General features: G+C 67.1%; 37 protein-coding genes and 1 pseudogene. 36 read left to right on the plus strand and 2 right to left on the minus strand.

The window, feature by feature from the left end; all coding sequences use genetic code 11:
- Window positions 1-11: 11 nt before the first annotated feature.
- From fusA to rplV, 9 genes and pseudogenes are all read left to right on the plus strand, one after another.
- Window positions 12-2,123, plus strand: a complete 2,112-nt coding sequence (gene fusA / locus HDA44_RS31215) for an elongation factor G (RefSeq protein WP_184844585.1) — start codon at window positions 12-14, stop codon at window positions 2,121-2,123.
- A gap of 75 nt (window positions 2,124-2,198) precedes the next feature.
- Window positions 2,199-3,392, plus strand: a complete 1,194-nt coding sequence (tuf, locus tag HDA44_RS31220; RefSeq protein ID WP_184840557.1) for an elongation factor Tu — start codon at window positions 2,199-2,201, stop codon at window positions 3,390-3,392.
- 373 nt (window positions 3,393-3,765) lie between these two features.
- Window positions 3,766-4,074 (plus strand): 30S ribosomal protein S10, encoded by a 309-nt coding sequence (gene rpsJ / locus HDA44_RS31225; RefSeq protein ID WP_012923688.1) that lies wholly within the window; start codon window positions 3,766-3,768, stop codon window positions 4,072-4,074.
- A 16-nt stretch (window positions 4,075-4,090) separates the two neighbouring features.
- On the plus strand, window positions 4,091-4,750 hold the full coding sequence (gene rplC, locus HDA44_RS31230) for a 50S ribosomal protein L3 (protein ID WP_184840559.1): 660 nt from the start codon (window positions 4,091-4,093) through the stop codon (window positions 4,748-4,750).
- A complete protein-coding gene (gene rplD / locus HDA44_RS31235) occupies window positions 4,747-5,439 on the plus strand; it encodes a 50S ribosomal protein L4 (protein ID WP_184840561.1) in 693 nt (230 codons plus the stop codon). Before rplC ends, rplD begins: the two co-directional genes overlap by 4 nt.
- Window positions 5,436-5,741 carry a 50S ribosomal protein L23 gene (gene rplW / locus HDA44_RS31240; protein WP_184840563.1) on the plus strand — a complete coding sequence of 102 codons (306 nt, stop codon included), beginning with the start codon at window positions 5,436-5,438 and terminating at the stop codon, window positions 5,739-5,741. The genes rplD and rplW overlap by 4 nt, the downstream gene beginning before the upstream one ends.
- Window positions 5,741-6,574 carry a 50S ribosomal protein L2 gene (gene rplB, locus HDA44_RS31245; protein ID WP_184840565.1) on the plus strand — a complete coding sequence of 278 codons (834 nt, stop codon included), beginning with the start codon at window positions 5,741-5,743 and terminating at the stop codon, window positions 6,572-6,574. Before rplW ends, rplB begins: the two co-directional genes overlap by 1 nt.
- Before the next feature lie 18 nt (window positions 6,575-6,592).
- Window positions 6,593-6,874, plus strand: a complete 282-nt coding sequence (gene rpsS, locus HDA44_RS31250) for a 30S ribosomal protein S19 (protein ID WP_131361012.1) — start codon at window positions 6,593-6,595, stop codon at window positions 6,872-6,874.
- Between the two features lie 152 nt (window positions 6,875-7,026).
- Window positions 7,027-7,248: pseudogene (rplV, locus tag HDA44_RS39025) on the plus strand (50S ribosomal protein L22); the annotation flags it as partial.
- A gap of 43 nt (window positions 7,249-7,291) precedes the next feature.
- On the opposite strand, the gene HDA44_RS36835 reads toward rplV, so the two are convergent.
- On the minus strand, window positions 7,292-7,495 hold the full coding sequence (locus tag HDA44_RS36835) for a hypothetical protein (protein WP_202888813.1): 204 nt from the start codon (window positions 7,493-7,495) through the stop codon (window positions 7,292-7,294).
- A 23-nt stretch (window positions 7,496-7,518) separates the two neighbouring features.
- Between HDA44_RS36835 and rpsC the strand changes: the two genes are divergently transcribed.
- The 19 genes from rpsC (at window position 7,519) to HDA44_RS31345 (ending at window position 17,923) form a co-directional block, all read left to right on the plus strand.
- Window positions 7,519-8,388, plus strand: a complete 870-nt coding sequence (rpsC, locus tag HDA44_RS36840) for a 30S ribosomal protein S3 (protein ID WP_337906834.1) — start codon at window positions 7,519-7,521, stop codon at window positions 8,386-8,388.
- A 3-nt stretch (window positions 8,389-8,391) separates the two neighbouring features.
- Window positions 8,392-8,811 (plus strand): 50S ribosomal protein L16, encoded by a 420-nt coding sequence (rplP, locus tag HDA44_RS31260; protein ID WP_184840569.1) that lies wholly within the window; start codon window positions 8,392-8,394, stop codon window positions 8,809-8,811.
- The gene (rpmC, locus tag HDA44_RS31265) at window positions 8,811-9,092 is read left to right on the plus strand and encodes a 50S ribosomal protein L29 (RefSeq protein WP_184840571.1); all 282 of its coding nucleotides are present in this window, start codon (window positions 8,811-8,813) and stop codon (window positions 9,090-9,092) included. Before rplP ends, rpmC begins: the two co-directional genes overlap by 1 nt.
- Window positions 9,089-9,385, plus strand: a complete 297-nt coding sequence (rpsQ, locus tag HDA44_RS31270) for a 30S ribosomal protein S17 (protein WP_184840574.1) — start codon at window positions 9,089-9,091, stop codon at window positions 9,383-9,385. Before rpmC ends, rpsQ begins: the two co-directional genes overlap by 4 nt.
- Before the next feature lie 103 nt (window positions 9,386-9,488).
- Entirely contained in the window at window positions 9,489-9,857 is a 369-nt protein-coding gene (gene rplN, locus HDA44_RS31275) for a 50S ribosomal protein L14 (protein ID WP_012923677.1), read from the plus strand.
- Window position 9,858: 1 nt separating this feature from the next.
- Complete coding sequence (gene rplX, locus HDA44_RS31280) at window positions 9,859-10,248, plus strand: 50S ribosomal protein L24 (RefSeq protein ID WP_184840583.1); 390 nt, start codon at window positions 9,859-9,861, stop codon at window positions 10,246-10,248.
- Window positions 10,248-10,820 (plus strand): 50S ribosomal protein L5, encoded by a 573-nt coding sequence (rplE, locus tag HDA44_RS31285; RefSeq protein WP_184840585.1) that lies wholly within the window; start codon window positions 10,248-10,250, stop codon window positions 10,818-10,820. The genes rplX and rplE overlap by 1 nt, the downstream gene beginning before the upstream one ends.
- A 1-nt stretch (window position 10,821) precedes the next feature.
- A complete protein-coding gene (locus HDA44_RS31290) occupies window positions 10,822-11,007 on the plus strand; it encodes a type Z 30S ribosomal protein S14 (RefSeq protein ID WP_012923674.1) in 186 nt (61 codons plus the stop codon).
- A gap of 94 nt (window positions 11,008-11,101) precedes the next feature.
- Window positions 11,102-11,509 (plus strand): 30S ribosomal protein S8, encoded by a 408-nt coding sequence (gene rpsH / locus HDA44_RS31295; RefSeq protein WP_184840587.1) that lies wholly within the window; start codon window positions 11,102-11,104, stop codon window positions 11,507-11,509.
- A 27-nt stretch (window positions 11,510-11,536) separates the two neighbouring features.
- Complete coding sequence (gene rplF, locus HDA44_RS31300) at window positions 11,537-12,079, plus strand: 50S ribosomal protein L6 (RefSeq protein WP_184840589.1); 543 nt, start codon at window positions 11,537-11,539, stop codon at window positions 12,077-12,079.
- 2 nt (window positions 12,080-12,081) lie between these two features.
- Complete coding sequence (gene rplR, locus HDA44_RS31305; protein WP_184840591.1) at window positions 12,082-12,465, plus strand: 50S ribosomal protein L18; 384 nt, start codon at window positions 12,082-12,084, stop codon at window positions 12,463-12,465.
- Between the two features lie 30 nt (window positions 12,466-12,495).
- Window positions 12,496-13,095, plus strand: a complete 600-nt coding sequence (gene rpsE, locus HDA44_RS31310; RefSeq protein WP_141854793.1) for a 30S ribosomal protein S5 — start codon at window positions 12,496-12,498, stop codon at window positions 13,093-13,095.
- Window positions 13,095-13,277, plus strand: a complete 183-nt coding sequence (gene rpmD, locus HDA44_RS31315; RefSeq protein WP_020388092.1) for a 50S ribosomal protein L30 — start codon at window positions 13,095-13,097, stop codon at window positions 13,275-13,277. The genes rpsE and rpmD overlap by 1 nt, the downstream gene beginning before the upstream one ends.
- 1 nt (window position 13,278) lies before the next feature.
- Entirely contained in the window at window positions 13,279-13,719 is a 441-nt protein-coding gene (gene rplO / locus HDA44_RS31320) for a 50S ribosomal protein L15 (RefSeq protein ID WP_184840593.1), read from the plus strand.
- A gap of 134 nt (window positions 13,720-13,853) precedes the next feature.
- Entirely contained in the window at window positions 13,854-15,155 is a 1,302-nt protein-coding gene (secY, locus tag HDA44_RS31325) for a preprotein translocase subunit SecY (RefSeq protein ID WP_184840595.1), read from the plus strand.
- Window positions 15,155-15,727 (plus strand): adenylate kinase, encoded by a 573-nt coding sequence (locus HDA44_RS31330; RefSeq protein WP_184840597.1) that lies wholly within the window; start codon window positions 15,155-15,157, stop codon window positions 15,725-15,727. The genes secY and HDA44_RS31330 overlap by 1 nt, the downstream gene beginning before the upstream one ends.
- 19 nt (window positions 15,728-15,746) lie before the next feature.
- Window positions 15,747-16,577 (plus strand): type I methionyl aminopeptidase, encoded by an 831-nt coding sequence (map, locus tag HDA44_RS31335; RefSeq protein WP_184840599.1) that lies wholly within the window; start codon window positions 15,747-15,749, stop codon window positions 16,575-16,577.
- Between the two features lie 99 nt (window positions 16,578-16,676).
- Window positions 16,677-17,120 carry a DUF1707 SHOCT-like domain-containing protein gene (locus HDA44_RS31340; protein ID WP_184840601.1) on the plus strand — a complete coding sequence of 148 codons (444 nt, stop codon included), beginning with the start codon at window positions 16,677-16,679 and terminating at the stop codon, window positions 17,118-17,120.
- A gap of 23 nt (window positions 17,121-17,143) precedes the next feature.
- Entirely contained in the window at window positions 17,144-17,923 is a 780-nt protein-coding gene (locus HDA44_RS31345) for a hypothetical protein (RefSeq protein WP_337906637.1), read from the plus strand.
- Here HDA44_RS31345 and HDA44_RS31350 read toward each other — a convergent pair.
- Window positions 17,907-18,776 (minus strand): NAD(P)-dependent oxidoreductase, encoded by an 870-nt coding sequence (locus HDA44_RS31350; protein ID WP_184840605.1) that lies wholly within the window; start codon window positions 18,774-18,776, stop codon window positions 17,907-17,909. The genes HDA44_RS31345 and HDA44_RS31350 overlap by 17 nt on opposite strands.
- A 75-nt stretch (window positions 18,777-18,851) precedes the next feature.
- On the opposite strand from HDA44_RS31350, the gene HDA44_RS31355 reads away from it, so the two are divergent.
- The 8 genes from HDA44_RS31355 (at window position 18,852) to rplQ (ending at window position 23,193) form a co-directional block, all read left to right on the plus strand.
- Complete coding sequence (locus tag HDA44_RS31355) at window positions 18,852-19,175, plus strand: winged helix-turn-helix transcriptional regulator (protein ID WP_184840607.1); 324 nt, start codon at window positions 18,852-18,854, stop codon at window positions 19,173-19,175.
- A gap of 115 nt (window positions 19,176-19,290) precedes the next feature.
- A complete protein-coding gene (gene infA / locus HDA44_RS31360; RefSeq protein WP_012923661.1) occupies window positions 19,291-19,512 on the plus strand; it encodes a translation initiation factor IF-1 in 222 nt (73 codons plus the stop codon).
- 32 nt (window positions 19,513-19,544) lie between these two features.
- A complete protein-coding gene (rpmJ, locus tag HDA44_RS31365; RefSeq protein WP_008361054.1) occupies window positions 19,545-19,658 on the plus strand; it encodes a 50S ribosomal protein L36 in 114 nt (37 codons plus the stop codon).
- A gap of 193 nt (window positions 19,659-19,851) precedes the next feature.
- Complete coding sequence (rpsM, locus tag HDA44_RS31370; protein ID WP_184840609.1) at window positions 19,852-20,223, plus strand: 30S ribosomal protein S13; 372 nt, start codon at window positions 19,852-19,854, stop codon at window positions 20,221-20,223.
- A gap of 47 nt (window positions 20,224-20,270) precedes the next feature.
- The gene (gene rpsK, locus HDA44_RS31375) at window positions 20,271-20,678 is read left to right on the plus strand and encodes a 30S ribosomal protein S11 (RefSeq protein ID WP_130384622.1); all 408 of its coding nucleotides are present in this window, start codon (window positions 20,271-20,273) and stop codon (window positions 20,676-20,678) included.
- A gap of 25 nt (window positions 20,679-20,703) precedes the next feature.
- Window positions 20,704-21,312: a 30S ribosomal protein S4 gene (rpsD, locus tag HDA44_RS31380; RefSeq protein ID WP_184840619.1), complete on the plus strand. Its 609-nt coding sequence runs from the start codon at window positions 20,704-20,706 to the stop codon at window positions 21,310-21,312.
- 103 nt (window positions 21,313-21,415) lie between these two features.
- Window positions 21,416-22,441, plus strand: a complete 1,026-nt coding sequence (locus HDA44_RS31385; protein ID WP_184840622.1) for a DNA-directed RNA polymerase subunit alpha — start codon at window positions 21,416-21,418, stop codon at window positions 22,439-22,441.
- 68 nt (window positions 22,442-22,509) lie between these two features.
- Complete coding sequence (rplQ, locus tag HDA44_RS39105; RefSeq protein WP_184840624.1) at window positions 22,510-23,193, plus strand: 50S ribosomal protein L17, sunset domain variant; 684 nt, start codon at window positions 22,510-22,512, stop codon at window positions 23,191-23,193.
- Window positions 23,194-23,206: the final 13 nt, after the last annotated feature.

Here is a 23,206-nt window from a genome sequence, read left to right on the forward strand (position 1 = left end):
AGACCACCGAGGTGGCCGTACAAATCACCACCGACCTGGCCAAGGTCCGCAACATCGGGATCATGGCCCACATCGACGCCGGTAAGACGACGACGACCGAGCGGATCCTCTTCTACACCGGTATCACTTACAAGATCGGTGAGGTCCACGACGGCGCCGCCACGATGGACTGGATGGAGCAGGAGCAGGAGCGCGGCATCACGATCACGTCCGCCGCGACGACCTGCACCTGGAAAGACCACACCATCAACATCATCGACACCCCCGGACACGTCGACTTCACCGTCGAGGTGGAGCGCTCGCTGCGCGTGCTGGACGGCGCGGTCGCGGTGTTCGACGGCGTGGCCGGCGTGGAGCCGCAGTCCGAGACCGTGTGGCGTCAGGCCGACCGGTACGGCGTGCCCCGGATCTGCTTCGTGAACAAGCTGGACCGGACCGGCGCCGAGTTCATGCGCTGTGTCGACATGATCGTCGACCGGCTGGCCGCGACGCCGCTGGTGCTGCAGCTGCCGATCGGGTCCGAGGCCGACTTCATCGGCGTCGTCGACCTGATCGGGATGCGCGCGCTGACCTGGCGCGGCGAGACCACGATGGGTGAGGACTACACCGTCGAGGAGATCCCGGCGTCGCACACCGAGATCGCCGCCGAGTGGCGCGACAAGCTGATCGAGACGCTGGCCGAGGCCGACGACGAGATCATGGAGCAGTACCTCGAGGGCGAGCAGCCGACCGAGGAGCAGCTCGTCGCGGGCATCCGGCGAGCCACCCTGGCGAGCAAGCTGACCCCGGTACTGACCGGAACGGCGTTCAAGAACAAGGGCGTTCAGCCGCTGCTGGACGCGATCAACGCCTACCTGCCGAGCCCGATCGACGTCCCGGCCATCGAGGGCCACGACGTCAAGGACCCGGAGCAGGTCGTGCTGCGCAAGCCGGCCGACGACGAGCCGTTCTCGGCGCTGGCGTTCAAGATCGCGGCCGACCCGCACCTGGGCAAGCTGACCTTCATCCGGGTGTACTCGGGCAAGCTCGAGACCGGCACCCAGGTGCTGAACCCGACCAAGGGCCGCAAGGAGCGGATCGGCAAGATCTACCGCATGCACGCGAACAAGCGTGAGGAGATCGCCTCGATCGGCGCCGGTCACATCGTCGCGGTGATGGGTCTGAAGGACACCACCACCGGTGAGACGCTGTGCGACCCGGCCAAGCAGGTCGTACTGGAGTCGATGCAGTTCCCGGCCCCGGTCATCTCGGTCGCGATCGAGCCGAAGTCGAAGGCCGACCAGGAGAAGCTCGGCGTCGCCATCCAGCGGCTCGCCGAGGAGGACCCGACCTTCCAGGTCCGGACCGACGACGACACCGGCCAGACCATCATCGCCGGGATGGGCGAGCTGCACCTCGAGGTGCTGGTCGACCGGATGAAGCGTGAGTTCCGGGTCGAGGCGAACGTCGGCAAGCCGCAGGTCGCGTACCGCGAGACGATCAAGAAGAAGGTCGAGAAGGTCGACTACACGCACAAGAAGCAGACCGGTGGTTCGGGTCAGTTCGCGCGTGTGATCATCAACATCGAGCCGACTTCGGCCGAGGCCGGTGGCGAGGGCGGGTACGAGTTCGTCAACGCCGTCACCGGTGGCCGGATCCCCCGCGAGTACATCCCGTCGGTGGACGAGGGCGCCCAGGAGGCGATGGAGTTCGGCGTACTGGCCGGCTACCCGATGGTCGACGTCAAGGTCACGCTGACCGACGGCGCCTACCACGACGTCGACTCCTCCGAGCTCGCGTTCAAGATCGCCGGTTCGATGGCCTTCAAGGACGCCGCCCGCCGGGCGACTCCGGTCATCCTGGAGCCGATGTTCGCGGTCGAGGTCACCACCCCCGAGGACTACATGGGTGAAGTGATCGGCGACCTCAACTCACGCCGTGGCCAGATCCAGTCGATGGACGAAGGCCCCGGTGGCAGCCGGGCGATCAAGGCCCTGGTGCCGCTGTCGGAGATGTTCGGGTATGTCGGTGACCTGCGTTCCAAGACGCAGGGCCGCGCGTCCTACTCGATGCAGTTCGATTCCTACGCCGAGGTTCCGAAGAACGTGGCGGAAGAGATCATCAAGAAGGCCCGGGGCGAGTAACACACTCGTTCCTGGCCACCACACCCAAAGCGCGTCGGCGTACGGCGTAGTCAACATTTATCCAGGAGGGCCCCAGTGGCGAAGGCGAAGTTCGAGCGGACCAAGCCGCACGTCAACATCGGTACCATCGGTCACATCGACCACGGTAAGACCACGCTTACCGCGGCGATCACCAAGGTGCTGCACGACAAGTACCCGGACCTGAACGAGGCGTCGGCCTTCGATCAGATCGACAAGGCGCCGGAAGAGCGTCAGCGCGGTATCACCATCTCGATCGCGCACGTCGAGTACCAGACCGAGGCCCGGCACTACGCCCACGTCGACTGCCCGGGTCACGCGGACTACATCAAGAACATGATCACCGGTGCGGCGCAGATGGACGGCGCGATCCTGGTCGTCGCCGCCACCGACGGCCCGATGCCGCAGACGCGTGAGCACGTGCTGCTCGCCCGTCAGGTCGGCGTTCCGGCGATGGTCGTCGCGCTGAACAAGTGCGACATGGTCGACGACGAGGAGATCCTGGAGCTCGTCGAGCTCGAGGTCCGGGAGCTGCTCTCGGAGCAGGAGTTCGACGGCGACAACGCGCCGATCGTCCGCGTCGCGGCCCACCCGGCCCTGACCGGCGACGCCAAGTGGGGCGAGTCGATCCTCGAGCTGATGAACGCGGTCGACGAGTACATCCCGCAGCCGGAGCGCGAGATCGACAAGCCGTTCCTGATGCCGGTGGAGGACGTCTTCACCATCACGGGTCGCGGCACCGTCATCACCGGCCGGATCGAGCGCGGTGTCGTCAAGGTCAACGAGACCGTCGACATCGTCGGTATCCGTCCGCAGAAGCAGACCACCACGGTCACCGGTATCGAGATGTTCCGGAAGCTGCTGGACGAGGGCCAGGCCGGTGAGAACGTCGGTCTGCTGCTGCGTGGTACGAAGCGCGAGGACGTCGAGCGCGGCATGGTCGTGATCAAGCCGGGTACGACCACCCCGCACACGAACTTCGAGGCCTCGGTCTACATCCTCTCCAAGGAGGAGGGCGGCCGTCACACGCCGTTCTTCCAGAACTACCGCCCGCAGTTCTACTTCCGTACCACCGACGTCACCGGTGTCGTCACGCTGCCCGAGGGCACCGAGATGGTCATGCCGGGCGACAACACCGACATGGCGGTCGAGCTGATCCAGCCGATCGCGATGGAGGACGGTCTGAAGTTCGCGATCCGTGAAGGTGGCCGCACCGTCGGCGCCGGCCGGGTCACCAAGATCCTCAAGTGATCTGACGAGGTCCGCGAGGGCTCAGAACATCGAGCCCCCGCGGACCTCTGCTTTGCGCCCGGTCCGGCGCTCAGGTGGTACCGGATCGGGCCGTGAGGCCCCGATTGGCGTTTCGGCGCCAATCTCTGGCACACTATTCAGGTTGCTCAGGCGAGGCCGCCGGGGTGCGCCCCAGGTCTTCTTGATCTGGCTGGTGCGCCGGACCGGAGACCTCGCCGAGGTTCCGGTCCGAGACCGGGCCCCGATCTCCACCCAGGTCGACGAAGCGGTGAGTCACGCGCGTGCCGTAGATTTTTAGGCACACGGCGACACACCCGACCGCGGGGGTCGGAGCGACACAGACGTTGACGAAAGAGAAGGACGAAGCGAAGCGATGGCGGGACAGAAGATCCGCATCCGGCTGAAGGCCTACGACCACGAGGTCATCGACAGCTCGGCACGCAAGATTGTCGACACGGTGACGCGTACTGGTGCGAAGGTTGCTGGCCCGGTGCCGTTGCCGACGGAAAAGAACGTGTTCTGCGTCATCCGCTCGCCGCACAAGTACAAGGACAGCCGCGAGCACTTCGAGATGCGCACCCACAAGCGGCTCATCGACATCATCGACCCCACGCCGAAGACCGTCGACTCGCTGATGCGTCTCGACCTGCCGGCCGGTGTCGACATCGAGATCAAGCTCTGAGGGACGCGTACAGCCAATGAGCACTGCTACCAAGAACACGCGCGGTCTGCTGGGCACCAAGCTCGGCATGACCCAGACCTGGGACGAGAACAACCGTGTCGTCCCCGTCACCGTGATCCAGGCCGGGCCCTGCGTCGTCACCGGTGTCCGCACCGCGGACCGGGACGGCTACGACGGCGTCCAGATCGCCTTCGGCGACATCGACCCGCGCAAGGTGACCAAGCCCCTGCGCGGCCACTTCGACAAGGCCGGCGTGACGCCGCGGCGGCACCTGCTGGAGCTGCGCACCGCCGACGCCAGCGAGTACACGCTGGGCCAGGAGATCAAGGCCGAGGCGTTCGAGGCCGGTGAGCGGGTGGACGTTTCCGCCACCAGCAAGGGCAAGGGCTTCGCCGGTGTGATGAAGCGGCACGGCTTCCACGGCCTGCGCGCGACCCACGGTGTGCACAAGAAGCACCGCTCGCCGGGTTCCATCGGCGGCTGCGCCACCCCCGGCCGGGTCTTCAAGGGCCTGCGGATGGCGGGCCGGATGGGCGCCGAGCAGGTCACCACGCAGAACATCAGCGTGCACGCGGTGGACACCGAGCGCGGCCTGATCCTGCTGAAGGGCGCGGTCCCCGGCCCCAAGGGCGGCCTGGTGCTGATCCGCAACGCCGCGAAGGGAGCCCAGAAGTGAGCACCGTCGACGTCGTCGCCGTGAAGGGCGACAAGGTCACCAAGAAGGGTTCCGCCGAGCTTCCGGCCGAGCTGTTCGACGTCCAGGTCAACATCCCGCTGATCCACCAGGTAGTGGTGGCCCAGCTGGCCGCGGCCCGCCAGGGTACGCACAAGGCGAAGACCCGGGGCGAGGTGTCCGGCGGTGGCGCCAAGCCGTACCGCCAGAAGGGCACCGGCCGGGCCCGTCAGGGTTCGACCCGGGCGCCGCAGTTCACCGGCGGTGGCGTCGTCCACGGCCCGACACCGCGCGACTACAGCCAGCGGACCCCGAAGAAGATGATCGCCGCCGCGCTCCGCGGCGCGCTGTCGGACCGGGCCCGCGACGGCCGCGTGTTCGTGGTCGAGAGCTTCGTGGACGGCGACAAGCCCTCCACCAAGGCAGCGCTGAACGTACTCGGCCAGATCACCGACCCGGGCAAGGCCCTGGTCGTCGTGGACCGCGCCGACGAGCTCACCTGGCTGAGCCTGCGCAACGTGCAGCACGTGCACCTGATCGCGGCCGACCAGCTGAACGCGTACGACGTTCTCTGCAGCGACGCGGTCGTGTTCACCCAGGCCGCTCTCGACTCGTTCGTCGCGGGTGCGCCCAAGGGCAAGTCCGTCAAGGCCGTCGCCACGTCGACTGAAGCCGAGGAGGTAGAAGCATGAGCCACGGAATCAACAAGGACCCGCGGGACGTGCTGCTCCGGCCGGTCGTGAGCGAGAAGAGCTACGGCCTGCTGGACGAGCAGAAGTACACGTTCGAGGTCGCGCCGGACGCCAACAAGACCGAGATCAAGCTCGCGGTCGAGAAGGTGTTCAAGGTCAAGGTCAGCGACGTCAACACTCTCAACCGCAAGGGCAAGCGCCGCCGGACCCGGTCCGGTTTCGGCAAGCGCCCGGACACCAAGCGGGCGATCGTGACCCTCAAGGGCGACGACCGCATCGACATCTTCGGAGGCCAGTCGTAATGGGAATCCGCAAGTACAAGCCGACGACGCCGGGCCGCCGTGGCTCGAGCGTGGCCGACTTCGTCGAGCTCACCCGTTCGACCCCGGAGAAGTCGCTGCTGCGTCCGCTGCCGAAGAAGGGCGGCCGGAACAGCTCGGGCAAGATCACCACCCGGCACCACGGTGGCGGTCACAAGCGGGCGTACCGGCTGATCGACTTCAAGCGGTACGACAAGGACGGCGTGCCGGCCAAGGTCGCGCACATCGAGTACGACCCGAACCGCACCGCCCGGATCGCGCTGCTGCACTACGTGGACGGCGAGAAGCGGTACATCCTCGCCCCGGCGAACCTGAAGCAGGGCACGGTCGTGGAGAACGGCCCGGCCGCTGACATCAAGGTCGGCAACAACCTGCCGCTGCGCAACATCCCGGTCGGTTCCACCATCCACGCGGTCGAGCTGCGGCCGGGCGGTGGCGCCAAAATGGGCCGCTCCGCCGGTGCCAGCATCCAGCTGGTCGCGAAGGAAGGCCGGATGGCCACCCTGCGGATGCCGTCCGGCGAGGTCCGGATGGTCGACGTACGCTGCCGCGCCACCCTCGGTGAGGTCGGCAACGGCGAGCAGTCGAACATCAACTGGGGCAAGGCGGGCCGGATGCGCTGGAAGGGCAAGCGCCCGACCGTCCGTGGTGTCGCGATGAACCCGGTCGACCACCCGCACGGTGGTGGTGAGGGCAAGACCTCGGGTGGACGCCACCCGGTGTCCCCGTGGGGCCAGCCGGAAGGCCGGACCCGCACCCGCAAGGAAAGCGACCGCATGATCGTCCGGCGCCGCAAGGCCGGCAAGAAGCGCTGATAGGGAGAGCCGGCCAGAATGCCACGCAGCCTGAAGAAGGGCCCGTTCGTCGACCACCACCTGATGAAGAAGGTGGAGGTGCAGAACGAGAAGGGCACCAAGAACGTCATCAAGACCTGGTCCCGCCGATCGATGATCGTGCCGGACATGATCGGCCACACGCTGGCGGTGCACGACGGCCGCAAGCACGTACCGGTGTTCGTGACGGACGCGATGGTCGGGCACAAGCTCGGCGAGTTCGCGCCGACCCGCACGTTCAAGGGTCACGAGAAGGACGACCGGAAGTCACGGCGTCGCTGACCCATGGTCAGTGACGAAGCGAAAGCAACCTACGGAGAGATTCGAACATCATGAGCGTTCAAGAGCGTAGGGCGGTCAGCGCCCGTCGCGAGAGCCTGCTGGGCGAGCAGCCCGGGGCCTTCGCGGTCGCGCGCTTCGTCCGCGTGACGCCGATGAAGGCGCGCCGCGTGGGTGATCTGGTGCGCGGTCTGGGCGTCGACGACGCACTCGCCACTCTGAAGTTCGCCCCGCAGGCCGCTGCCGCGACCGTGTACAAGGTCGTCGACAGCGCCGCGGCGAACGCCGAGGGCACCGAGCACCTGAGCCGGACCGACCTGGTCGTGTCCAAGGTTCTGGTCGACGAGGGACCGACGCTGAAGCGTCACCGTCCCCGCGCCCAGGGCCGGGCCACCCGGATCGACAAGCGGACCAGCCACATCACCGTCGTGGTCGAGCCGTCACCGAGGAGGCGGCTCCGAAGGCACCGGCCAAGAAGGCCGCGGCCAAGAAGACCGCTGATTCGGCGGCGAAGTCCCCGGCGAAGAAGGCTGCCAAGAAGGCTGCCGACAAGCCGGTCAAGGACGAGGCCACCGAGAAGCCGGCCAAGAAGGCGACCGCGAAGAAGGCCGCCAAGAAGGCCACCGCTGAGAAGAAGGAGTCCTGACGTGGGACAGAAGGTAAACCCGCACGGGTTCCGTCTCGGCATCAGCACCGACCACAAGAGCCGTTGGTACGCCGACAAGCTGTACAAGGACTACGTGGGCGAGGACGTCAAGATCCGCCGCCTGCTGAGCAAGGGCATGGAGCGCGCCGGCATCTCCCGCGTGGAGATCGAGCGCACCCGTGACCGGGTCCGGGTCGACATCCACACCGCTCGTCCGGGCATCGTGATCGGTCGCCGCGGCGCCGAGGCGGACCGGATTCGGGGCAGCCTGGAGGAGCTCACCGGCAAGCAGGTGCAGCTGAACATCCACATCCTCGAGGTGAAGAACTCCGAGGTGGACGCGCAGCTGGTCGCCCAGGGTGTGGCCGAGCAGCTGTCCGGCCGCGTGGCGTTCCGCCGCGCGATGCGCAAGGCGATGCAGACCACCATGCGTGGCGGCGCCCTGGGCATCCGGATCCAGTGCTCCGGCCGGCTCGGTGGCGCGGAAATGTCGCGGTCGGAGTTCTACCGCGAGGGCCGCGTCCCGCTGCACACGCTGCGGGCCGACATCGACTACGGCTTCTACGAGGCCCGGACGACCTTCGGCCGGATCGGCGTGAAGGTCTGGATCTACAAGGGTGACGTGGCCGGCTCCCGCGCCGAGCGCGAGGCGCAGGCGGCGGCCCGGGCTGCCAACCAGCAGCGCCGGCCGGCTCGCCGCGACGACCGCGGTGGCCGTGGTGGCGACCGGGGTGGCCGTGGTGGCGACCGCGGCGGCCGTGGTGGCGACAACCGCCGCGACGCCCGCAACGACAACGCCGCGACGGCCGACAAGGCCGCCGAGAGCGCGCCGGCAGCCAAGGCCGCCGAGACGACCGGAACGGAGAGCTGAACCATGCTCATCCCCCGCAAGGTCAAGCACCGCAAGCAGCACCACCCGAAGCGCAGCGGTGCTGCCAAGGGTGGTACCACGCTGGCCTTCGGTGACTTCGGCATCCAGGCGCTGGAGAGCCACTACGTCACCAACCGGCAGATCGAGTCCGCGCGTATCGCGATGACCCGGCACATCAAGCGTGGCGGAAAGGTCTGGATCAACATCTACCCGGACCGCCCGCTGACCAAGAAGCCGGCCGAAACCCGGATGGGTTCCGGTAAGGGTTCGCCGGAGTGGTGGATCGCGAACGTGAAGGCCGGCCGAGTGCTGTTCGAGCTGTCCGGTGTTCCCGAGGACATCGCTCGCGAGGCGATGCGCCGCGCGATCCACAAGTTGCCGATGAAGTGCCGCTTCATCACCCGAGAGGCAGGTGAGAACTGATGGCTACCCTGACCGCCGCCGAGCTGCGGAACCTGGGCCGGGACGAGCTGATGACCAAGCTCGGTGAAGCCAAGGAGGAGCTGTTCAACCTCCGGTTCCAGGCTGCCACCGGACAGCTGGAGTCCCACGGCCGGCTGCGCGCCGTCCGCAAGGACATCGCCCGCATCTACACGGTGCTGTCCGAGCGCGCGCTCGGTATCACCGAGGAGGTGGACGCCCCGGCCGAGGCCGCGGCCGTCGCCGACGAAGCTGCGGACGACAGTGAGAAGGCGAACGCATGACCGAGAACACGAAGGACGAGACCGTGAGCACGACCACCGAGGCGCGAGGCCGCCGGAAGACCCGTGAGGGCCTGGTGCTGAGCGACAAGATGGACAAGACCGTCACCGTCGAGGTCGAGGACCGGGTCAAGCACAAGCTCTACGGCAAGGTCATCCGGCGTACCAGCAAGCTGAAGGCGCACGACGAGCAGAACGCCGCCGGGATCGGCGACCGCGTCCTCCTGATGGAGACCCGGCCGCTGTCGGCGACCAAGCGCTGGCGCGTCGTCGAGATTCTCGAGAAGGCCAAGTAGTTCCCGGCCCGGTGCTTCGGCACCGTCCGGAAACCATTCGAATTTATTCGTTCCGCAAGGCTCACCACGGTGAGAACCAGCGAGACAACCAGGAGATCAACAGATGATCCAGCAGGAGTCGCGACTGAAGGTCGCCGACAACACGGGCGCGAAGGAGATCCTTTGCATCCGCGTTCTCGGTGGCTCCGGTCGGCGCTACGCCGGTGTCGGTGACACGATCGTCGCCACCGTCAAGGACGCGATCCCCGGCGGTGGTGTGAAGAAGGGTGACGTCGTCAAGGCGGTCGTCGTGCGGACCGTGAAGGAGCGCCGGCGTCCGGACGGCTCCTACATCCGCTTCGACGAGAACGCCGCGGTGATCCTGAAGGCCGACGGCGAGCCGCGCGGTACCCGTATCTTCGGCCCGGTCGGCCGGGAGCTGCGGGAGAAGCGCTTCATGAAGATCATCTCGCTCGCGCCGGAGGTGCTCTGAGATGGCCCAGCAGAAGAAGCTGCACGTGAAGAAGGGCGATCAGGTTCGTGTGATCGCCGGTAAGTCCAAGGGCCTCGAGGGCAAGATCATCCAGGTCTTCCCGGACGACGAGAAGGTCATCGTCGAGGGCGTCAACCGGGTGAAGAAGCACACCAAGGTGCAGCAGGCCCAGCGCGGCGGCACCACCGGTGGCATCGTCACCCAGGAAGCCCCGATCCACGTCTCGAACGTGGCGCTTGTCGTCGAGGTCGAGAAGGACGGCAAGAAGCAGAAGGTAACCACCCGCGTCGGCTACAACCGCGTCGAGGTGCAGAAGCGCCGTCCCGACGGTTCGACGTACACCGGTTACCGGAGCGTCCGGATCGCCGTGAAGACCGGCGAGGAGATCTGATGACCACCGCAGTGACCGAGAACAAGACGCAGCCGCGGCTGAAGACGAAGTACCGCGAGGAGATCGTCGGCAAGCTGCACGACGAGTTCAAGTACGCGAACGTGATGCAGGTGCCCGGGCTCACCAAGATCGTGGTGAACATGGGCGTCGGCGAGGCGGCGCGGGACTCGAAGCTGATCGAGGGCGCGGTGAAGGACCTGGCCGCGATCACCGGTCAGAAGCCGCAGGTGACCAAGGCTCGCAAGTCGATCGCGCAGTTCAAGCTGCGTGAGGGGATGCCGATCGGCGCCCACGTGACGCTGCGCGGCGACCGGATGTGGGAGTTCCTGGACCGGCTGCTGGCGCTCGCGCTGCCCCGGATTCGCGACTTCCGCGGTCTGTCGGCCAAGCAGTTCGACGGCACCGGGAACTACACCTTCGGTCTGACCGAGCAGGTGATGTTCCACGAGATCAACCAGGACCGCATCGACCGGGTCCGGGGCATGGACATCACCGTGGTGACCACCGCGAAGAACGACGACGAGGGCCGGGCCCTGCTGCGGGCGCTCGGCTTCCCGTTCAAGGAGAACTGACGTGGCGAAGACAGCACTCAAGGTCAAGCAGGCCCGGAAGCCGAAGTTCGCGGTTCGCGGTTACACCCGCTGCCAGCGCTGCGGCCGGCCGAAGGCGGTCTTCCGCAAGTTCGGCCTGTGCCGGATCTGCCTGCGGGAGATGGCACACCGGGGCGAGCTGCCCGGCGTGACCAAGTCCAGCTGGTGACCGAGTCCCACCCAGAACTTCTCCCCATTCACCACCATCTAGTCACCGTAGGTCGCCGAACGGCGAAACCACGGCGGGAAAGAGGCCCCAGGCCATGACGATGACCGACCCGATCGCAGACATGTTGACGCGTCTGCGGAACGCCAACCAGGCGTACCACGAGTCGACCACGATGCCGTACAGCAAGATCAAGCAGGGCATCGCCGACATCCTTCAGCAGGAGGGCTACATCGCCTCCTACAAGGTCGAGGACCCCGCGGAGGGTGCCGTCGGCAAGACCCTGACGGTCGACCTGAAGTTCGGCCCGAGCCGGGAGCGCTCCATCGCGGGCGTCCGCCGGATCAGCAAGCCGGGCCTGCGGGTCTACGCGAAGTCGACCAACCTGCCCAAGGTCCTCGGCGGCCTGGGCGTCGCGATCATCTCGACGTCCCAGGGACTGCTGACCGACCGTCAGGCGAAGAACAAGGGCGTTGGCGGGGAAGTCCTCGCCTACGTCTGGTGACGAAGAACCGGAAGGAGGACCACTGAAATGTCTCGCATCGGAAAGCTCCCGGTCTCGGTCCCGTCCGGCGTCGACGTCACGATCGACGGCCAGACGGTCACCGTCAAGGGTCCCAAGGGTCAGCTCTCGCACGTAGTCGCTGAGCCCATCGTGGTCAACCGGGACGAGGACGGCGCCATTGCCGTGACCCGCCCGGACGACCTGCGCAAGAGCAAGGAACTGCACGGCCTCTCCCGCACCCTGATCGCCAACCTGGTCACCGGTGTCACCGAGGGCTACGAGAAGAAGCTCGAGATCGTCGGCGTCGGGTACCGCGTCCTGGCCAAGGGACCGACCCAGCTGGAGTTCTCCCTCGGCTACAGCCACACCATCACGGTGGACGCGCCGGAGGGGATCACCTTCAACGTCGAGGCCCCGACCAAGTTCTCGGTGCTCGGCATCGACAAGCAGTCGGTCGGCGAGGTCGCCGCGAACATCCGCAAGCTGCGCAAGCCCGAGCCGTACAAGGGCAAGGGCGTGCGGTATGCCGGCGAGGTAGTGCGCCGCAAGGTCGGAAAGGCTGGTAAGTAACCATGGCGATCGGACTGCGGCACAACAAGCACTCCGCCAAGAAGACGGCCTCGCGTCTGCGTCGCCAGATTCGCGTCCGGAAGAAGATCAACGGCACGGCCGTCCGGCCGCGGCTGGTGGTCACCAAGTCGTCGCGGCACCTGTTCGTTCAGGTGATCGACGACGTGGCCGGCAAGACGCTGGTCTCCGCCTCCACCATGGAGGCCGACCTGCGCGGCGCGTCGGACAACAAGACCGACAAGGCCAAGACGGTCGGCGGCCTGATCGCCGACCGGGCCAAGGCCGCCGGCATCGACTCGGTCGTCTTCGACCGGGCCGGGAACAAGTACCACGGCCGTATCGCGGCCCTAGCGGATGCTGCCCGTGAGGGCGGCCTCGGCTTCTGACAGGCGATCAAGGGAAGAGGGTAGTTCGAAATGAGCGGAGGCCAGCAGCGTCGCGGAGGCGGCGCCGGTGGTGAGCGCCGTGGCCGCGACGGTGGTCGCGGTCAGCAGGCGGACAAGACCGCCTACATCGAGCGCGTGGTAGCCATCAACCGGGTCGCCAAGGTCGTGAAGGGTGGTCGTCGCTTCAGCTTCACCGCCCTCGTGGTCGTCGGCGACGGTGAAGGCACCGTCGGTGTGGGTTACGGAAAGGCCAAGGAGGTGCCCGCGGCGATCGCCAAGGGCGTCGAGGAGGCCAAGAAGGCGTTCTTCAAGGTGCCGCGGATTCAGGGCACCATCCCGCACCCGGTGCAGGGCGAGAAGGCCGCGGGCGTAGTGATGCTGCGTCCGGCCGCTCCCGGTACCGGTGTGATCGCGGGTGGCTCGGCGCGCGCCGTGCTGGAGTGCGCCGGTATCCACGACATCCTCAGCAAGTCGCTGGGTTCCTCGAACTCCATCAACGTGGTGCACGCCACGGTGGAGGCGCTGCGGAGCCTGGAGACCCCGGAGGCCGTGGCCGCGCGCCGTGGCCTGCCGGTCGAGGACGTCGCGCCCGCCGCGCTGCTGAAGGCGCGGGCGGAGGTGGCTTCCTGATGGCACGCCTGAAGGTGACCCAGACCCGTTCGGGCATCGGTGGCAAGCAGAACCAGCGCGACACGCTGCGTACGCTCGGAGTCAAGCGGATCGGCGACACCGCCGTCCACGAGGACAAGCCCGAGGTCCGCGGCATGGTGCGGGCGGTTCGCCACCTCATCACCGTCGAGGAGGTCGACTGATATGACGCTCAAGGTTCACCACCTGCGTCCGGCGCCCGGTGCCAAGACCGCCAAGACCCGCGTGGGTCGCGGTGAGGGCAGCAAGGGCAAGACGGCCGGCCGCGGTACCAAGGGCAGCAAGGCGCGGAACAACATCCCCGAGTGGTTCGAGGGTGGCCAGATGCCGCTGCACATGCGGCTCCCGAAGCTGAAGGGCTTCAAGAGCAGGAACCGGGTGGAGTTCCAGGTCGTTAACCTGGACAAGCTCGGACAACTGTTTCCCGAAGGTGGCGAGGTCGGCGTGGCCGAACTGGTCGCCAAGGGCGCGGTCCGTCGTGGTCAGCCGGTGAAGGTGCTGGGTGACGGCGAACTGACCGTGGCACTGCAGGTCTCGGCACACAAGTTCTCGAAGTCCGCCACGGACAAGATCCAGGCGGCCGGAGGAACCACGACCGAGGTGTGACACGAGGTCCAGGGCTCGTAACGATCGGTGCTTGATATCCTGCGCCGGTCGGACGAGCCCTGGTTCGTCTCTTGCCCAGCGGTTCAGCTAGGCCCTGCCGTGCCCGCGGCAAGGGAAACTTGTGGGAGGACAGGGTGTTAGGCGCCTTCGCCAACGCGTTCAAGACTCCGGACCTGCGCCGGAAGATCTTGTTCGTGCTCTTCATCGTCGTGATCTTCCGGATCGGCTCCGTCGTACCGGCACCCGGCGTCAACGTTCAGTCTCTGCACACGTGTATCAAGATCTCCCAGGGCGGCCAGAACGCCAACCTGTACAACTTGATCAACCTGTTCTCCGGTGGGGCACTGCTGCAGCTCGCGATCTTCGCGCTCGGCATCATGCCGTACATCACCGCCAGCATCATCCTGCAGCTGCTCACCGTGGTGATCCCGCGGCTGGAGTCGCTGAAGAAGGAAGGCCAGGCGGGCCAGGCGAAGATCACCCAGTACACCCGGTTCCTCACCGTCGGGCTGGCGATCCTGCAGTCCACCGCGTTCGTGGCGCTGGCCCGGACGCCGGGCCGGCTGTTCCAGGGCTGCACCGAGCCGCTGCTGTACAAGGACGACTGGTTCGCCGTCTCGGTGATGGTGCTGACCATGACCGCCGGTACCGGCATCATCATGTGGCTCGGTGAGCTGATCACCGACCGTGGCGTCGGCAACGGTATGTCGATCCTGATCTTCACCCAGATCGTCGCCACCTTCCCGACCCAGCTGTGGAGCATCCGCAAGCAGAAGGGCGTCACCACCTTCGTCGTGGTGATCGCGATCGGCCTCGTGATCATGGCCGCGGTCATCTTCATCGAGCAGGCCCAGCGCCGGATCCCGGTCCAGTACGCGAAGCGGATGGTCGGCCGGAAGATGTTCGGCGGGACCTCCACCTACATTCCGCTGAAGGTGAACCAGGCCGGTGTCATCCCGGTCATCTTCGCCTCCAGTCTGCTGTATCTCCCCGTTCTGGTCAGTCAGTTCCAGCAGGGCAAACCCTGGGCGAACTGGATCCAGGGGAACTTGGTCAAGGGCGACCACCCGATCTACATGGTGACGTACGTCGCCCTGATCATCTTCTTCACGTACTTCTACGTCTCGATCACCTTCAACCCGAAGGAGGTCGCCGACAACATGAAGAAGTACGGCGGCTTCATCCCGGGCATCCGGGCCGGGCGGCCGACCGAGGAATACCTGAAGTACGTGCTGGACCGCATCACGCTGCCAGGAGCGCTCTATCTCGCGGTGATCTCGATGATCCCGCTGGTCGCCCTCGTCCTGCTGAACGCCAACCAGAACTTCCCCTTCGGTGGTACGTCGATCCTGATCATGGTCGGGGTCGGGCTGGACACGGTGAAGCAGATCGAGAGTCAGCTGCAGCAGCGTAACTACGAAGGGTTCCTGCGCTGATGAGAATGTTGCTGATGGGTCCGCCCGGGGCGGGCAAGGGCACGCAGGCAAAGGTGCTTGCGGAACGCCTCAATATCCCGGCCGTGTCCACCGGCGACATCTTCCGTGCGAACGTGAAGGACGAGACGCCGCTCGGTGTCGAGGCGAAGCGCTACATGGACGCCGGCGACTACGTCCCGGACGAGGTCACCAACTCGATGGTCCGGGACCGGCTGTCGGAGGCCGACGCGGGCGAGGGCTTCCTGCTCGACGGGTACCCGCGGACGCTGGCCCAGGTCGGCACCCTCGACGACATCCTGGCCGAGCACGGGCACAAGCTGGACGCCGTGGTCGCGCTGGTGGCCGACATCGAGGTGCTGGTCGAGCGGATGACCAAGCGGGCGCACATCGAGGGCCGGACCGACGACTCCGAAGAGGTGGTCCGGCACCGGCAGGACGTCTACACCGCCGAGACCAAGCCGCTGCTGCAGGTGTACGCGCAGCGCGGCCTGCTGGTCGAGGTGAACGGCGTCGGCGAGATCGACGAGGTCAGCGAGCGCGTACTCGCGGCGCTGAAGCCCGTCACCGAGTAACCGGACGTGATGTACGGCCATGTTTAGAGATCGCGGTATCGAGATCAAGACCCGCGAGCAGATCCTGGCGATGCGCAAGGCCGGCCTGGTGGTCGGCCGCACGCTGGAACTGCTCCGCGGCGCGGTCCGGGCCGGAATCAGTACGGGTGAGCTGGACGCGATCGCGGAGGACAACATCCGCTCGTCCGGCGCGACGCCCTCGTTCAAGGGGTACCACGGGTTCACCGGCTCGATCTGCGCGTCGGTGAACGAGGAGATCGTGCACGGCATCCCCGGTGAGCGGGTGCTCGCCGCCGGTGACCTGATCTCGATCGACTGCGGCGCGATCGTCGACGGCTGGCACGGCGACGCGGCGATCACGGTGCCGGTCGGTGGACCGGACGCGGTCGATGCCGAGCTGCTGGAGCTGGCCCGGGTCTGCGAAGAGTCGATGTGGCGTGGGTTCGCCGCCGCGAAGCTCGGTGGGCGGCTGACGGACATCTCGGCGGCAGTCGAGGCGTACGTGCGGGCGAACTCGTCGTACGGCATCGTCGAGGACTTCGTCGGGCACGGGATCGGTTCGGCGATGCACCAGCCGCCGAACGTACCCAACTTCGGCCGGCCGGGTCGCGGTCCGAAGCTGGTCGAGGGGTTGGCGCTGGCGGTCGAGCCGATGCTCACTCTCGGCAAGCAGGACAACCACACGCTCGAGGATGACTGGACGGTCGTCACCGACGATGGCAAGTCCGCCGCTCACACCGAGCACACGTTCACTCTCACTCCGCATGGGCCGTGGGTGCTGACCGCGCTCGACGGCGGCGAGGCCAAGCTGGCCGAGCTCGGCGTCACCTTCGGCGCGCTGGCCGACTAGACCTACTGGCCGGCGGAGCAGTCGGCGGCCGATCGGCGGACACCCGGGGTCCACCCGTTGGGGGACGCGGTGGGCCTGGCGCTGAGGCACACTTGAACCATGCCTCAGTACCAGCCGTACCAGCGTTTCACCGAAGCCGACCGGGACAAGATCGCCGGCCGGTTGCGGGACGCGTACGCGGACGGCCGGCTGGATCAGCCGGAGTTCTCGTCCCGGCTCGATCAGCTGTACACGGTTCAGACGTACGGGGAGCTGGAGCCGCTGGTCCGCGACCTGCCGCCGGTGCGGACGTACCAGACACCCGAGGTGGTCAAGGACACCAGGCCCGCGCCGGAGCCGGGCAGCTTCCCGGAGCGGAAGAAGGAGAACCAGCCGAACCGCCGGAACGCGATCGGTGGGTTCACCGGTGTCGTCCTGATCAACGTGGTGATCTGGTTCGTGGTCGGCCTCGGCAACGGTGGCCACTGGCCGCACTTCTGGCCGGTCTGGATGTTGATCCCGTGGGCGATCATCGCCCTCGGCGGTCTCGGCAGGCGCCGTTGACGGCGGCCCCGGCCGCTCGCCGAGTGGCCCGGCTGCGACCGGACTGGGCCTGGCAGCTGCACCAAGGGGCCGCGATCGTCTACGTGATCTGGTTCGCGGTCGCCGTACCGTTGGCGATCGTCGGACTGCTGCTGGAGCCGCGCTGGGTCGGCTGGATGGTGCTGGCCTGGTTCCTGGTGCTGCTCGGCTGCACGCTGGGGCTGCGGATCGCCGACAACCGCCGGCGGCGCGCTTGGGCCGCCGCGGCCGGGCAGCTCGGCTGGCGGGTCAGCGCGTCCGGGGCGGAGCTGCTTGATCGTTGGCCGTTCCCACCATTCAATAGCGATCCGCGGGCTGAGGTGGTCGACGTGACCACCGGCCGGCATCGTGGCCGCGAGCTGTGGACCGGGCGGTTCCGGCACAAGGCCGGGCGGCGGGAGCTCGGCTTCGACTTCCTTGATCTGCAGGTGGATCGGCCGTTGCCGCCACTGCAGGTGCTGCCGGCCGAGCTGGCGCCGGTCGCGGCGGCCAGCCTGCTGCCGCTGCGGTTCACGGTCGACGGACTGCCGGCGCGGTGGCAGTTGTTCAACGGGCGTGAGGATCATGCGCTCGCGATCCTGCATCCGCGCGCGGTCGAGGCGCTGGCCGACGTGCCGCCGTTCGGGTTCAGCTGCGAGGGGCGGCGGTTCGTCGCGATCTTTCCGGCGTACCGTGACGCGACGGCCGCCCTCGCCCAGCTCGATGCGGCGTGCGACCTACTGGACCTGATGCCCGAACAACTCTGGCGCGCGGGCGAACAGTGGGCAGCTAGTCAGCAGTCCTGAGCAGTTGCACGGCCGCTGACAGATCCGCATCGCCATGACCGGCCTCGACTGCTTTACGCAGCAGTTCGCCCATCGGTACGAGCATCGCGGGATCGACACCCTGCGCTACCGACGCCTCGATCAGGTTGCCGTACGCGGCCGACTGCATGGCGAGGTTCGATCCGGCCGCGCCAGGTGCCGGGCCGTCGTCCAGGTCCTTCGCCATCCGGGGCAGCAGGCTGCCGAGCATCGCGGTCAGCCAGGGCATCAGGAACTCGTTGGTGAAGCCCACGGCCGGTAGCTGCTCACTGCCGGCCAGCGCCAGCGCGTGCTGCGTGCCACCGATCATCCCGTACATCGCGCTCAGCAGGGCGATGTCGTGCAACGCGGCGAGCCCGGGATCGGCGCCGACGAACGCGGGCCGGCCGAGTACGGACAGATCGGCGGTGTGCTGTTCGAAGGCGGCCTGCGCGCCGCTGTAGAAGATGAAGGCCGCCGGGCCGCCGATCATCACGGGTACGGCCATGATGCCGCCGTCGAGGTACCGGGCTCCCGCCGCGCTGATCCGGTCAGCGGTGGCGCGGGCCTGGCCGGGGGTGCTGTTGGTCAGGTTGACGATCGTCCGGCCGGTCAGGTCGAGGCCGTCCAGGGTGGTGCGGACGGTGTCGTCGACGAGCAGGCAGACGACGACGAGCTCCGCGGCGGCGACTGCCTCGCCGGCGGTGGCGGCGCGGGTGGCGCCGAGTGAGTCGAGTTCGGGGGAGCGGCCGGGGGTGCGGTTCCAGACGGTGGTCGGGTGGCCGGCGGCCAGGAAGGCGCGGGCGAGGGCGGTACCCATCGCGCCGAGCCCGAGGACGGTCACTGGTGTCTTCATGTGGTCCAGCCTGGAGCCGCGCTTTATGATGGACAAGTACCCACTAAATAGTCAGGTACTGACGGAAAGGTAAGCATGCGCCCGTACACCTGTGGTCTGGATGCCGCCTCCGACGTGATCGGTGGGAAGTGGAAGCCGGCCATCCTGTGGGCGCTGCACCACGGGCCGATGCGGTTCGGTGAACTACGCCGGGAGATCCAAGGGGTCACCGAGAAGATGCTGATCCAGCAGTTGCGCGAGATGGAGGCGCGCGGGATCGTGCATCGGGAGGTGTTCCACCAGGTGCCGCCGAAGGTGGAGTACTCGCTGACCGAGCTCGGAATGTCACTCAATGTAGCGCTGATGCCACTGGACGAGTGGGGCGCTAAGCACATCGACGTGCTGGAAGCCAGCCGCTGAGGCCGGGCTCCGCTGGTCCAGCGGGCTCGATTGGGTTTCACGCACGTCCTTGGCGTAGACTCTCTCCTTGGCTCTTTGTAGCCATAGCCAGTCACGTCTACAGAAGTGCGAGGACATGCCCAAAAAAGAGGGAGTTATCGAACTCGAGGGCACCATCGTCGAGGCCCTGCCGAACGCGATGTTCCGTGTTGAGCTGTCCAACGGGCACAAGGTGCTCGCGCACATCAGCGGCAAGATGAGGCAGCACTACATCCGGATCCTCCCCGAGGACCGGGTCGTCGTGGAGCTGTCGCCGTACGACCTCACCCGGGGTCGCATCGTCTATCGGTACAAGTAACACCACCAACACCTGTCGAAGAAAGTAGCTCGATGAAGGTCAACCCGAGCGTCAAGAAGATCTGCGACAAGTGCAAGGTGATCCGCCGGCACGGCCGGGTCATGGTGATCTGCGAGAACCCGCGGCACAAGCAGCGGCAGGGCTGACAAAGCCTTTCACGCAGTAGCACGGCACTTTCGCACCACAGCGCGCACGCTCATCCGGCTCCGGCCGGATGTTGCCCCCGGAACAGAGGCCGGGGCCCTGCCGGTGAAGTCTCTGCTCGAGAAGCAGGCTCACCGAGGCGGGCGGGGACGCGGCGCGCCACCACACCTCTGCTGACGAAAGGAACACCGCCAGATGGCACGCCTCGTAGGAGTCGACCTGCCGCGCGACAAGCGCATCGAGGTCGCTCTCACCTACATCTTCGGCGTGGGCCGCACGCGCGCCCACGAAACGCTGAAGAACACCGGGGTCTCCCCGGACAAGCGCGTCCACGAGCTGGGCGACGACGAGCTGGTCAAGCTCCGGGACTGGATCGAAGGCAACTACAAGATCGAAGGTGACCTCCGTCGCGAGGTGACCGCGGACATCCGCCGCAAGATCGAGATCGGGTCGTACCAGGGTCGCCGGCACCGCAGCGGGCTGCCGGTGCGCGGTCAGCGCACCCGGACCAACGCCCGAAGCCGCAAGGGCCGCCGTAAGGCGATCGCCGGCAAGAAGAAGAAGTGACCCGGATGCCTGCAAACGATTCCGTCGACCACCCCAGGAGCAACTGAATGCCTCCCAAGAGCCGCAGTGCGGCCGGCGCGAAGAAGGTGCGCCGCAAGGAGAAGAAGAACGTGGCCGCCGGCCACGCGCACATCAAGAGCACGTTCAACAACACGATCGTGACGATCACCGACCCGACCGGCGCGGTCATCTCGTGGGCCTCCGCGGGCACCGTCGGCTTCAAGGGCTCGCGTAAGTCCACTCCGTTCGCCGCGCAGATGGCCGCCGAGGCCGCCGGGCGCCGGGCGATGGAGCACGGCATGCGCAAGATCGACGTCTTCGTCAAGGGTCCCGGCTCCGGCCGGGAGACCGCGATCCGTTCGCTGGGTGCGGTCGGCCTCGAGGTCGGCACCATCCAGGACGTCACCCCTGTTGCCCACAACGGCTGCCGCCCGCCCAAGCGGCGCCGGGTCTGACCTTTCGAGAGGAGCGAGAACAACCATGGCCCGTTACACCGGACCTATGACCAAGAAGTCGCGCCGTCTCGGGGTCGACCTCGTCGGTGGCGACAAGGCGTTCGAGCGTCGTCCGTACCCGCCGGGTATGCACGGCCGCGGCCGCCCGAAGGAGAGCGAGTACCTGCTCCAGCTGCGCGAGAAGCAGAAGGCGCGTTACTCGTACGGCGTCCTCGAGAAGCAGTTCCGCCGGTACTACGAGGAGGCCTCGCGGCGCTCCGGCAAGACCGGTGACAACCTGCTGCAGATCCTCGAGTCGCGGCTGGACAACGTTGTGTACCGCAGCGGTCTGGCCCGTACCCGCCGGCAGGCCCGTCAGCTCGTCGTACACGGTCACTTCACCGTGAACGGCGTCAAGGTGAACATCCCGTCGTACCGGGTTTCGGCGCACGACATCATCGATGTCAAGCAGAAGTCGGCCGAGACGACGCCGTTCATCATCGCCCGGGAGACGCACGCCGAGCGTGTCGTCCCGGCCTGGCTCGAGGTGATGCCGGAGCGGTTGCGGATCCTCGTCCACCAGCTGCCCACCCGGCAGCAGATCGACACTCAGGTCGCCGAGCACCTGATCGTCGAGCTCTACTCGAAGAACTGACCCGGTTCCGGCCGGCCGCCTCCGGGTGGCCGGCCGGATCGGTGCGTTCTTCACCTCTCGCGGCCTCAAATAGTGGTCGTCGCGACGAAAGAAGGAACCCACAGTGCTGATCGCACAGCGCCCCACCCTGACCGAAGAGGTCGTCGGCGAGTACCGCTCCCGGTTCGTGATCGAGCCGCTGGAGCCGGGCTTCGGCTACACCCTCGGCAACTCGATCCGCCGTACCCTGCTGTCCTCCATCCCGGGGGCCGCCGTCACCAGCATCAAGATCGATGGCGTCCTGCACGAGTTCTCCACCGTGGCCGGGGTCAAGGAGGACGCCACCCAGCTGATCCTGAACCTGAAGGACCTGGTCGTCTCCTCCGAGCACGACGAGCCGGTCACCATGTACCTGCGCAAGCAGGGCCCCGGTGACGTCACTGCCGCGGACATCGCGCCGCCGGCCGGTGTCGAGGTGCACAACCCGGACCTGAAGATCGCCACCCTGAACGAGAAGGGCCGGCTCGAGATGGAGCTGGTCGTCGAGCGTGGCCGTGGCTACGTCTCCGCCGTTCAGAACAAGTCCGCGGACGCCGAGATCGGCCGGATGCCGGTCGACTCGATCTACTCCCCGGTCCTCAAGGTCACCTACAAGGTCGAGGCGACCCGGGTCGAGCAGCGCACCGACTTCGACCGGCTGGTCGTCGACGTCGAGACCAAGCCGTCGATGCTGCCCCGCGACGCCGTCGCGTCGGCCGGTAAGACCCTGGTCGAGCTGTTCGGCCTGGCCCGCGAGCTGAACGTCGAGGCCGAGGGCATCGACATCGGCCCGTCGCCGGTGGACGAGCAGATGGCCGCCGACCTGGCGCTGCCGGTCGAGGACCTGCAGCTGACCGTCCGGTCGTACAACTGCCTGAAGCGCGAGGGCATCCACACCGTGGGTGAGCTGATCTCGCGCAGCGAGCAGGACCTGCTGGACATCCGGAACTTCGGCTCCAAGTCGATCGACGAGGTCAAGCTGAAGCTGGCCGAGATGGGCCTGTCGCTGAAGGACTCCCCGCCCGGGTTCGACCTCCGCGCCGCGTCCGGTGCCTATGGCAACGAGGCGGACGACGAGGACGAGAGCTTCGCCGAGACCGAGCAGTACTGAGCTGACCAAGGCCCGTCGGGCCCTACATCCCTTCGGCCCGACGGGCCTTAGATTCCTGGAGTTACGAGATGCCAACCCCCACCAAGGGTGCCCGCCTGGGCGGCAGCCCGGCGCACGAGAAGCTGATCCTCAGCAACCTCGCGACGTCGCTGTTCGAGCACGGCGCGATCACCACCACCGCGGCCAAGGCGAAGCGCCTGCAGCCGCTGGCGGAGCAGATGATCACCAAGGCGAAGCGCGGTGACCTGAACTCCCGCCGCCAGGTGATGAAGCGGATCAAGGACAAGAGCGTCGTGCACGTGCTCTTCACCGAGATCGGCGAGCGGTACGCGGACCGTCCGGGCGGCTACACCCGGATCACCAAGCTGGGCCCGCGCAAGGGCGACAACGCCCCGATGGCGCGGATCGAGCTCGTCGAGGCGCTGTCCGACTCGCCGAAGGCGAAGAAGGCGCCGGCGAAGAAGGCCGCCGCTGCCGAGACCAAGGCCGACGCCAAGGTTGAGGACAAGGTCGAGGACGCCGCGCCGGTACAGGACGTGGTGGCCGGCAAGTTCGAGAACTCCGCTGCCCCGAACGCCGACGGCTCCGCGCCGGAGGGCTTCAGCATCAAGGGCAACGAGGACTCGATGAAGTACCACACCACCGAGTCGCCGTGGTACGAGCAGACCGTCGCCGAGGTCTGGTTCAAGACCGAGGCCGACGCCGAGGCGGCCGGTTTCGCCAAGGCCGGCGGTTCGGACGACGACAAGTAGTTCTTCAGTAGCT

The sequence above is a fragment of the Kribbella solani genome, from assembly GCF_014205295.1.
Taxonomy (GTDB): domain Bacteria; phylum Actinomycetota; class Actinomycetes; order Propionibacteriales; family Kribbellaceae; genus Kribbella; species Kribbella solani.

Bases quoted from the DNA above. Each gene is read 5' to 3' on its own strand.
- rpsJ (WP_012923688.1), top strand. From the start codon at position 3,766: ATGGCGGGACAGAAGATCCGCATCCGGCTGAAGGCCTACGACCACGAG.
- rplC (WP_184840559.1), top strand. From the start codon at position 4,091: ATGAGCACTGCTACCAAGAACACGCGCGGTCTGCTGGGCACCAAGCTC.
- rplW (WP_184840563.1), top strand. From the start codon at position 5,436: ATGAGCCACGGAATCAACAAGGACCCGCGGGACGTGCTGCTCCGGCCG.
- rplB (WP_184840565.1), top strand. From the start codon at position 5,741: ATGGGAATCCGCAAGTACAAGCCGACGACGCCGGGCCGCCGTGGCTCG.
- rpsS (WP_131361012.1), top strand. From the start codon at position 6,593: ATGCCACGCAGCCTGAAGAAGGGCCCGTTCGTCGACCACCACCTGATG.
- rplP (WP_184840569.1), top strand. From the start codon at position 8,392: ATGCTCATCCCCCGCAAGGTCAAGCACCGCAAGCAGCACCACCCGAAG.
- rpmC (WP_184840571.1), top strand. From the start codon at position 8,811: ATGGCTACCCTGACCGCCGCCGAGCTGCGGAACCTGGGCCGGGACGAG.
- rpsQ (WP_184840574.1), top strand. From the start codon at position 9,089: ATGACCGAGAACACGAAGGACGAGACCGTGAGCACGACCACCGAGGCG.
- rplN (WP_012923677.1), top strand. From the start codon at position 9,489: ATGATCCAGCAGGAGTCGCGACTGAAGGTCGCCGACAACACGGGCGCG.
- rplX (WP_184840583.1), top strand. From the start codon at position 9,859: ATGGCCCAGCAGAAGAAGCTGCACGTGAAGAAGGGCGATCAGGTTCGT.
- rplE (WP_184840585.1), top strand. From the start codon at position 10,248: ATGACCACCGCAGTGACCGAGAACAAGACGCAGCCGCGGCTGAAGACG.
- rpsH (WP_184840587.1), top strand. From the start codon at position 11,102: ATGACGATGACCGACCCGATCGCAGACATGTTGACGCGTCTGCGGAAC.
- rplF (WP_184840589.1), top strand. From the start codon at position 11,537: ATGTCTCGCATCGGAAAGCTCCCGGTCTCGGTCCCGTCCGGCGTCGAC.
- rplR (WP_184840591.1), top strand. From the start codon at position 12,082: ATGGCGATCGGACTGCGGCACAACAAGCACTCCGCCAAGAAGACGGCC.
- rpsE (WP_141854793.1), top strand. From the start codon at position 12,496: ATGAGCGGAGGCCAGCAGCGTCGCGGAGGCGGCGCCGGTGGTGAGCGC.
- rpmD (WP_020388092.1), top strand. From the start codon at position 13,095: ATGGCACGCCTGAAGGTGACCCAGACCCGTTCGGGCATCGGTGGCAAG.
- rplO (WP_184840593.1), top strand. From the start codon at position 13,279: ATGACGCTCAAGGTTCACCACCTGCGTCCGGCGCCCGGTGCCAAGACC.
- HDA44_RS31330 (WP_184840597.1), top strand. From the start codon at position 15,155: ATGAGAATGTTGCTGATGGGTCCGCCCGGGGCGGGCAAGGGCACGCAG.
- map (WP_184840599.1), top strand. From the start codon at position 15,747: ATGTTTAGAGATCGCGGTATCGAGATCAAGACCCGCGAGCAGATCCTG.
- HDA44_RS31340 (WP_184840601.1), top strand. From the start codon at position 16,677: ATGCCTCAGTACCAGCCGTACCAGCGTTTCACCGAAGCCGACCGGGAC.
- HDA44_RS31350 (WP_184840605.1), bottom strand. From the start codon at position 18,776: ATGAAGACACCAGTGACCGTCCTCGGGCTCGGCGCGATGGGTACCGCC.
- HDA44_RS31355 (WP_184840607.1), top strand. From the start codon at position 18,852: ATGCGCCCGTACACCTGTGGTCTGGATGCCGCCTCCGACGTGATCGGT.
- infA (WP_012923661.1), top strand. From the start codon at position 19,291: ATGCCCAAAAAAGAGGGAGTTATCGAACTCGAGGGCACCATCGTCGAG.
- rpmJ (WP_008361054.1), top strand. From the start codon at position 19,545: ATGAAGGTCAACCCGAGCGTCAAGAAGATCTGCGACAAGTGCAAGGTG.
- rpsM (WP_184840609.1), top strand. From the start codon at position 19,852: ATGGCACGCCTCGTAGGAGTCGACCTGCCGCGCGACAAGCGCATCGAG.
- rpsK (WP_130384622.1), top strand. From the start codon at position 20,271: ATGCCTCCCAAGAGCCGCAGTGCGGCCGGCGCGAAGAAGGTGCGCCGC.
- rpsD (WP_184840619.1), top strand. From the start codon at position 20,704: ATGGCCCGTTACACCGGACCTATGACCAAGAAGTCGCGCCGTCTCGGG.
- rplQ (WP_184840624.1), top strand. From the start codon at position 22,510: ATGCCAACCCCCACCAAGGGTGCCCGCCTGGGCGGCAGCCCGGCGCAC.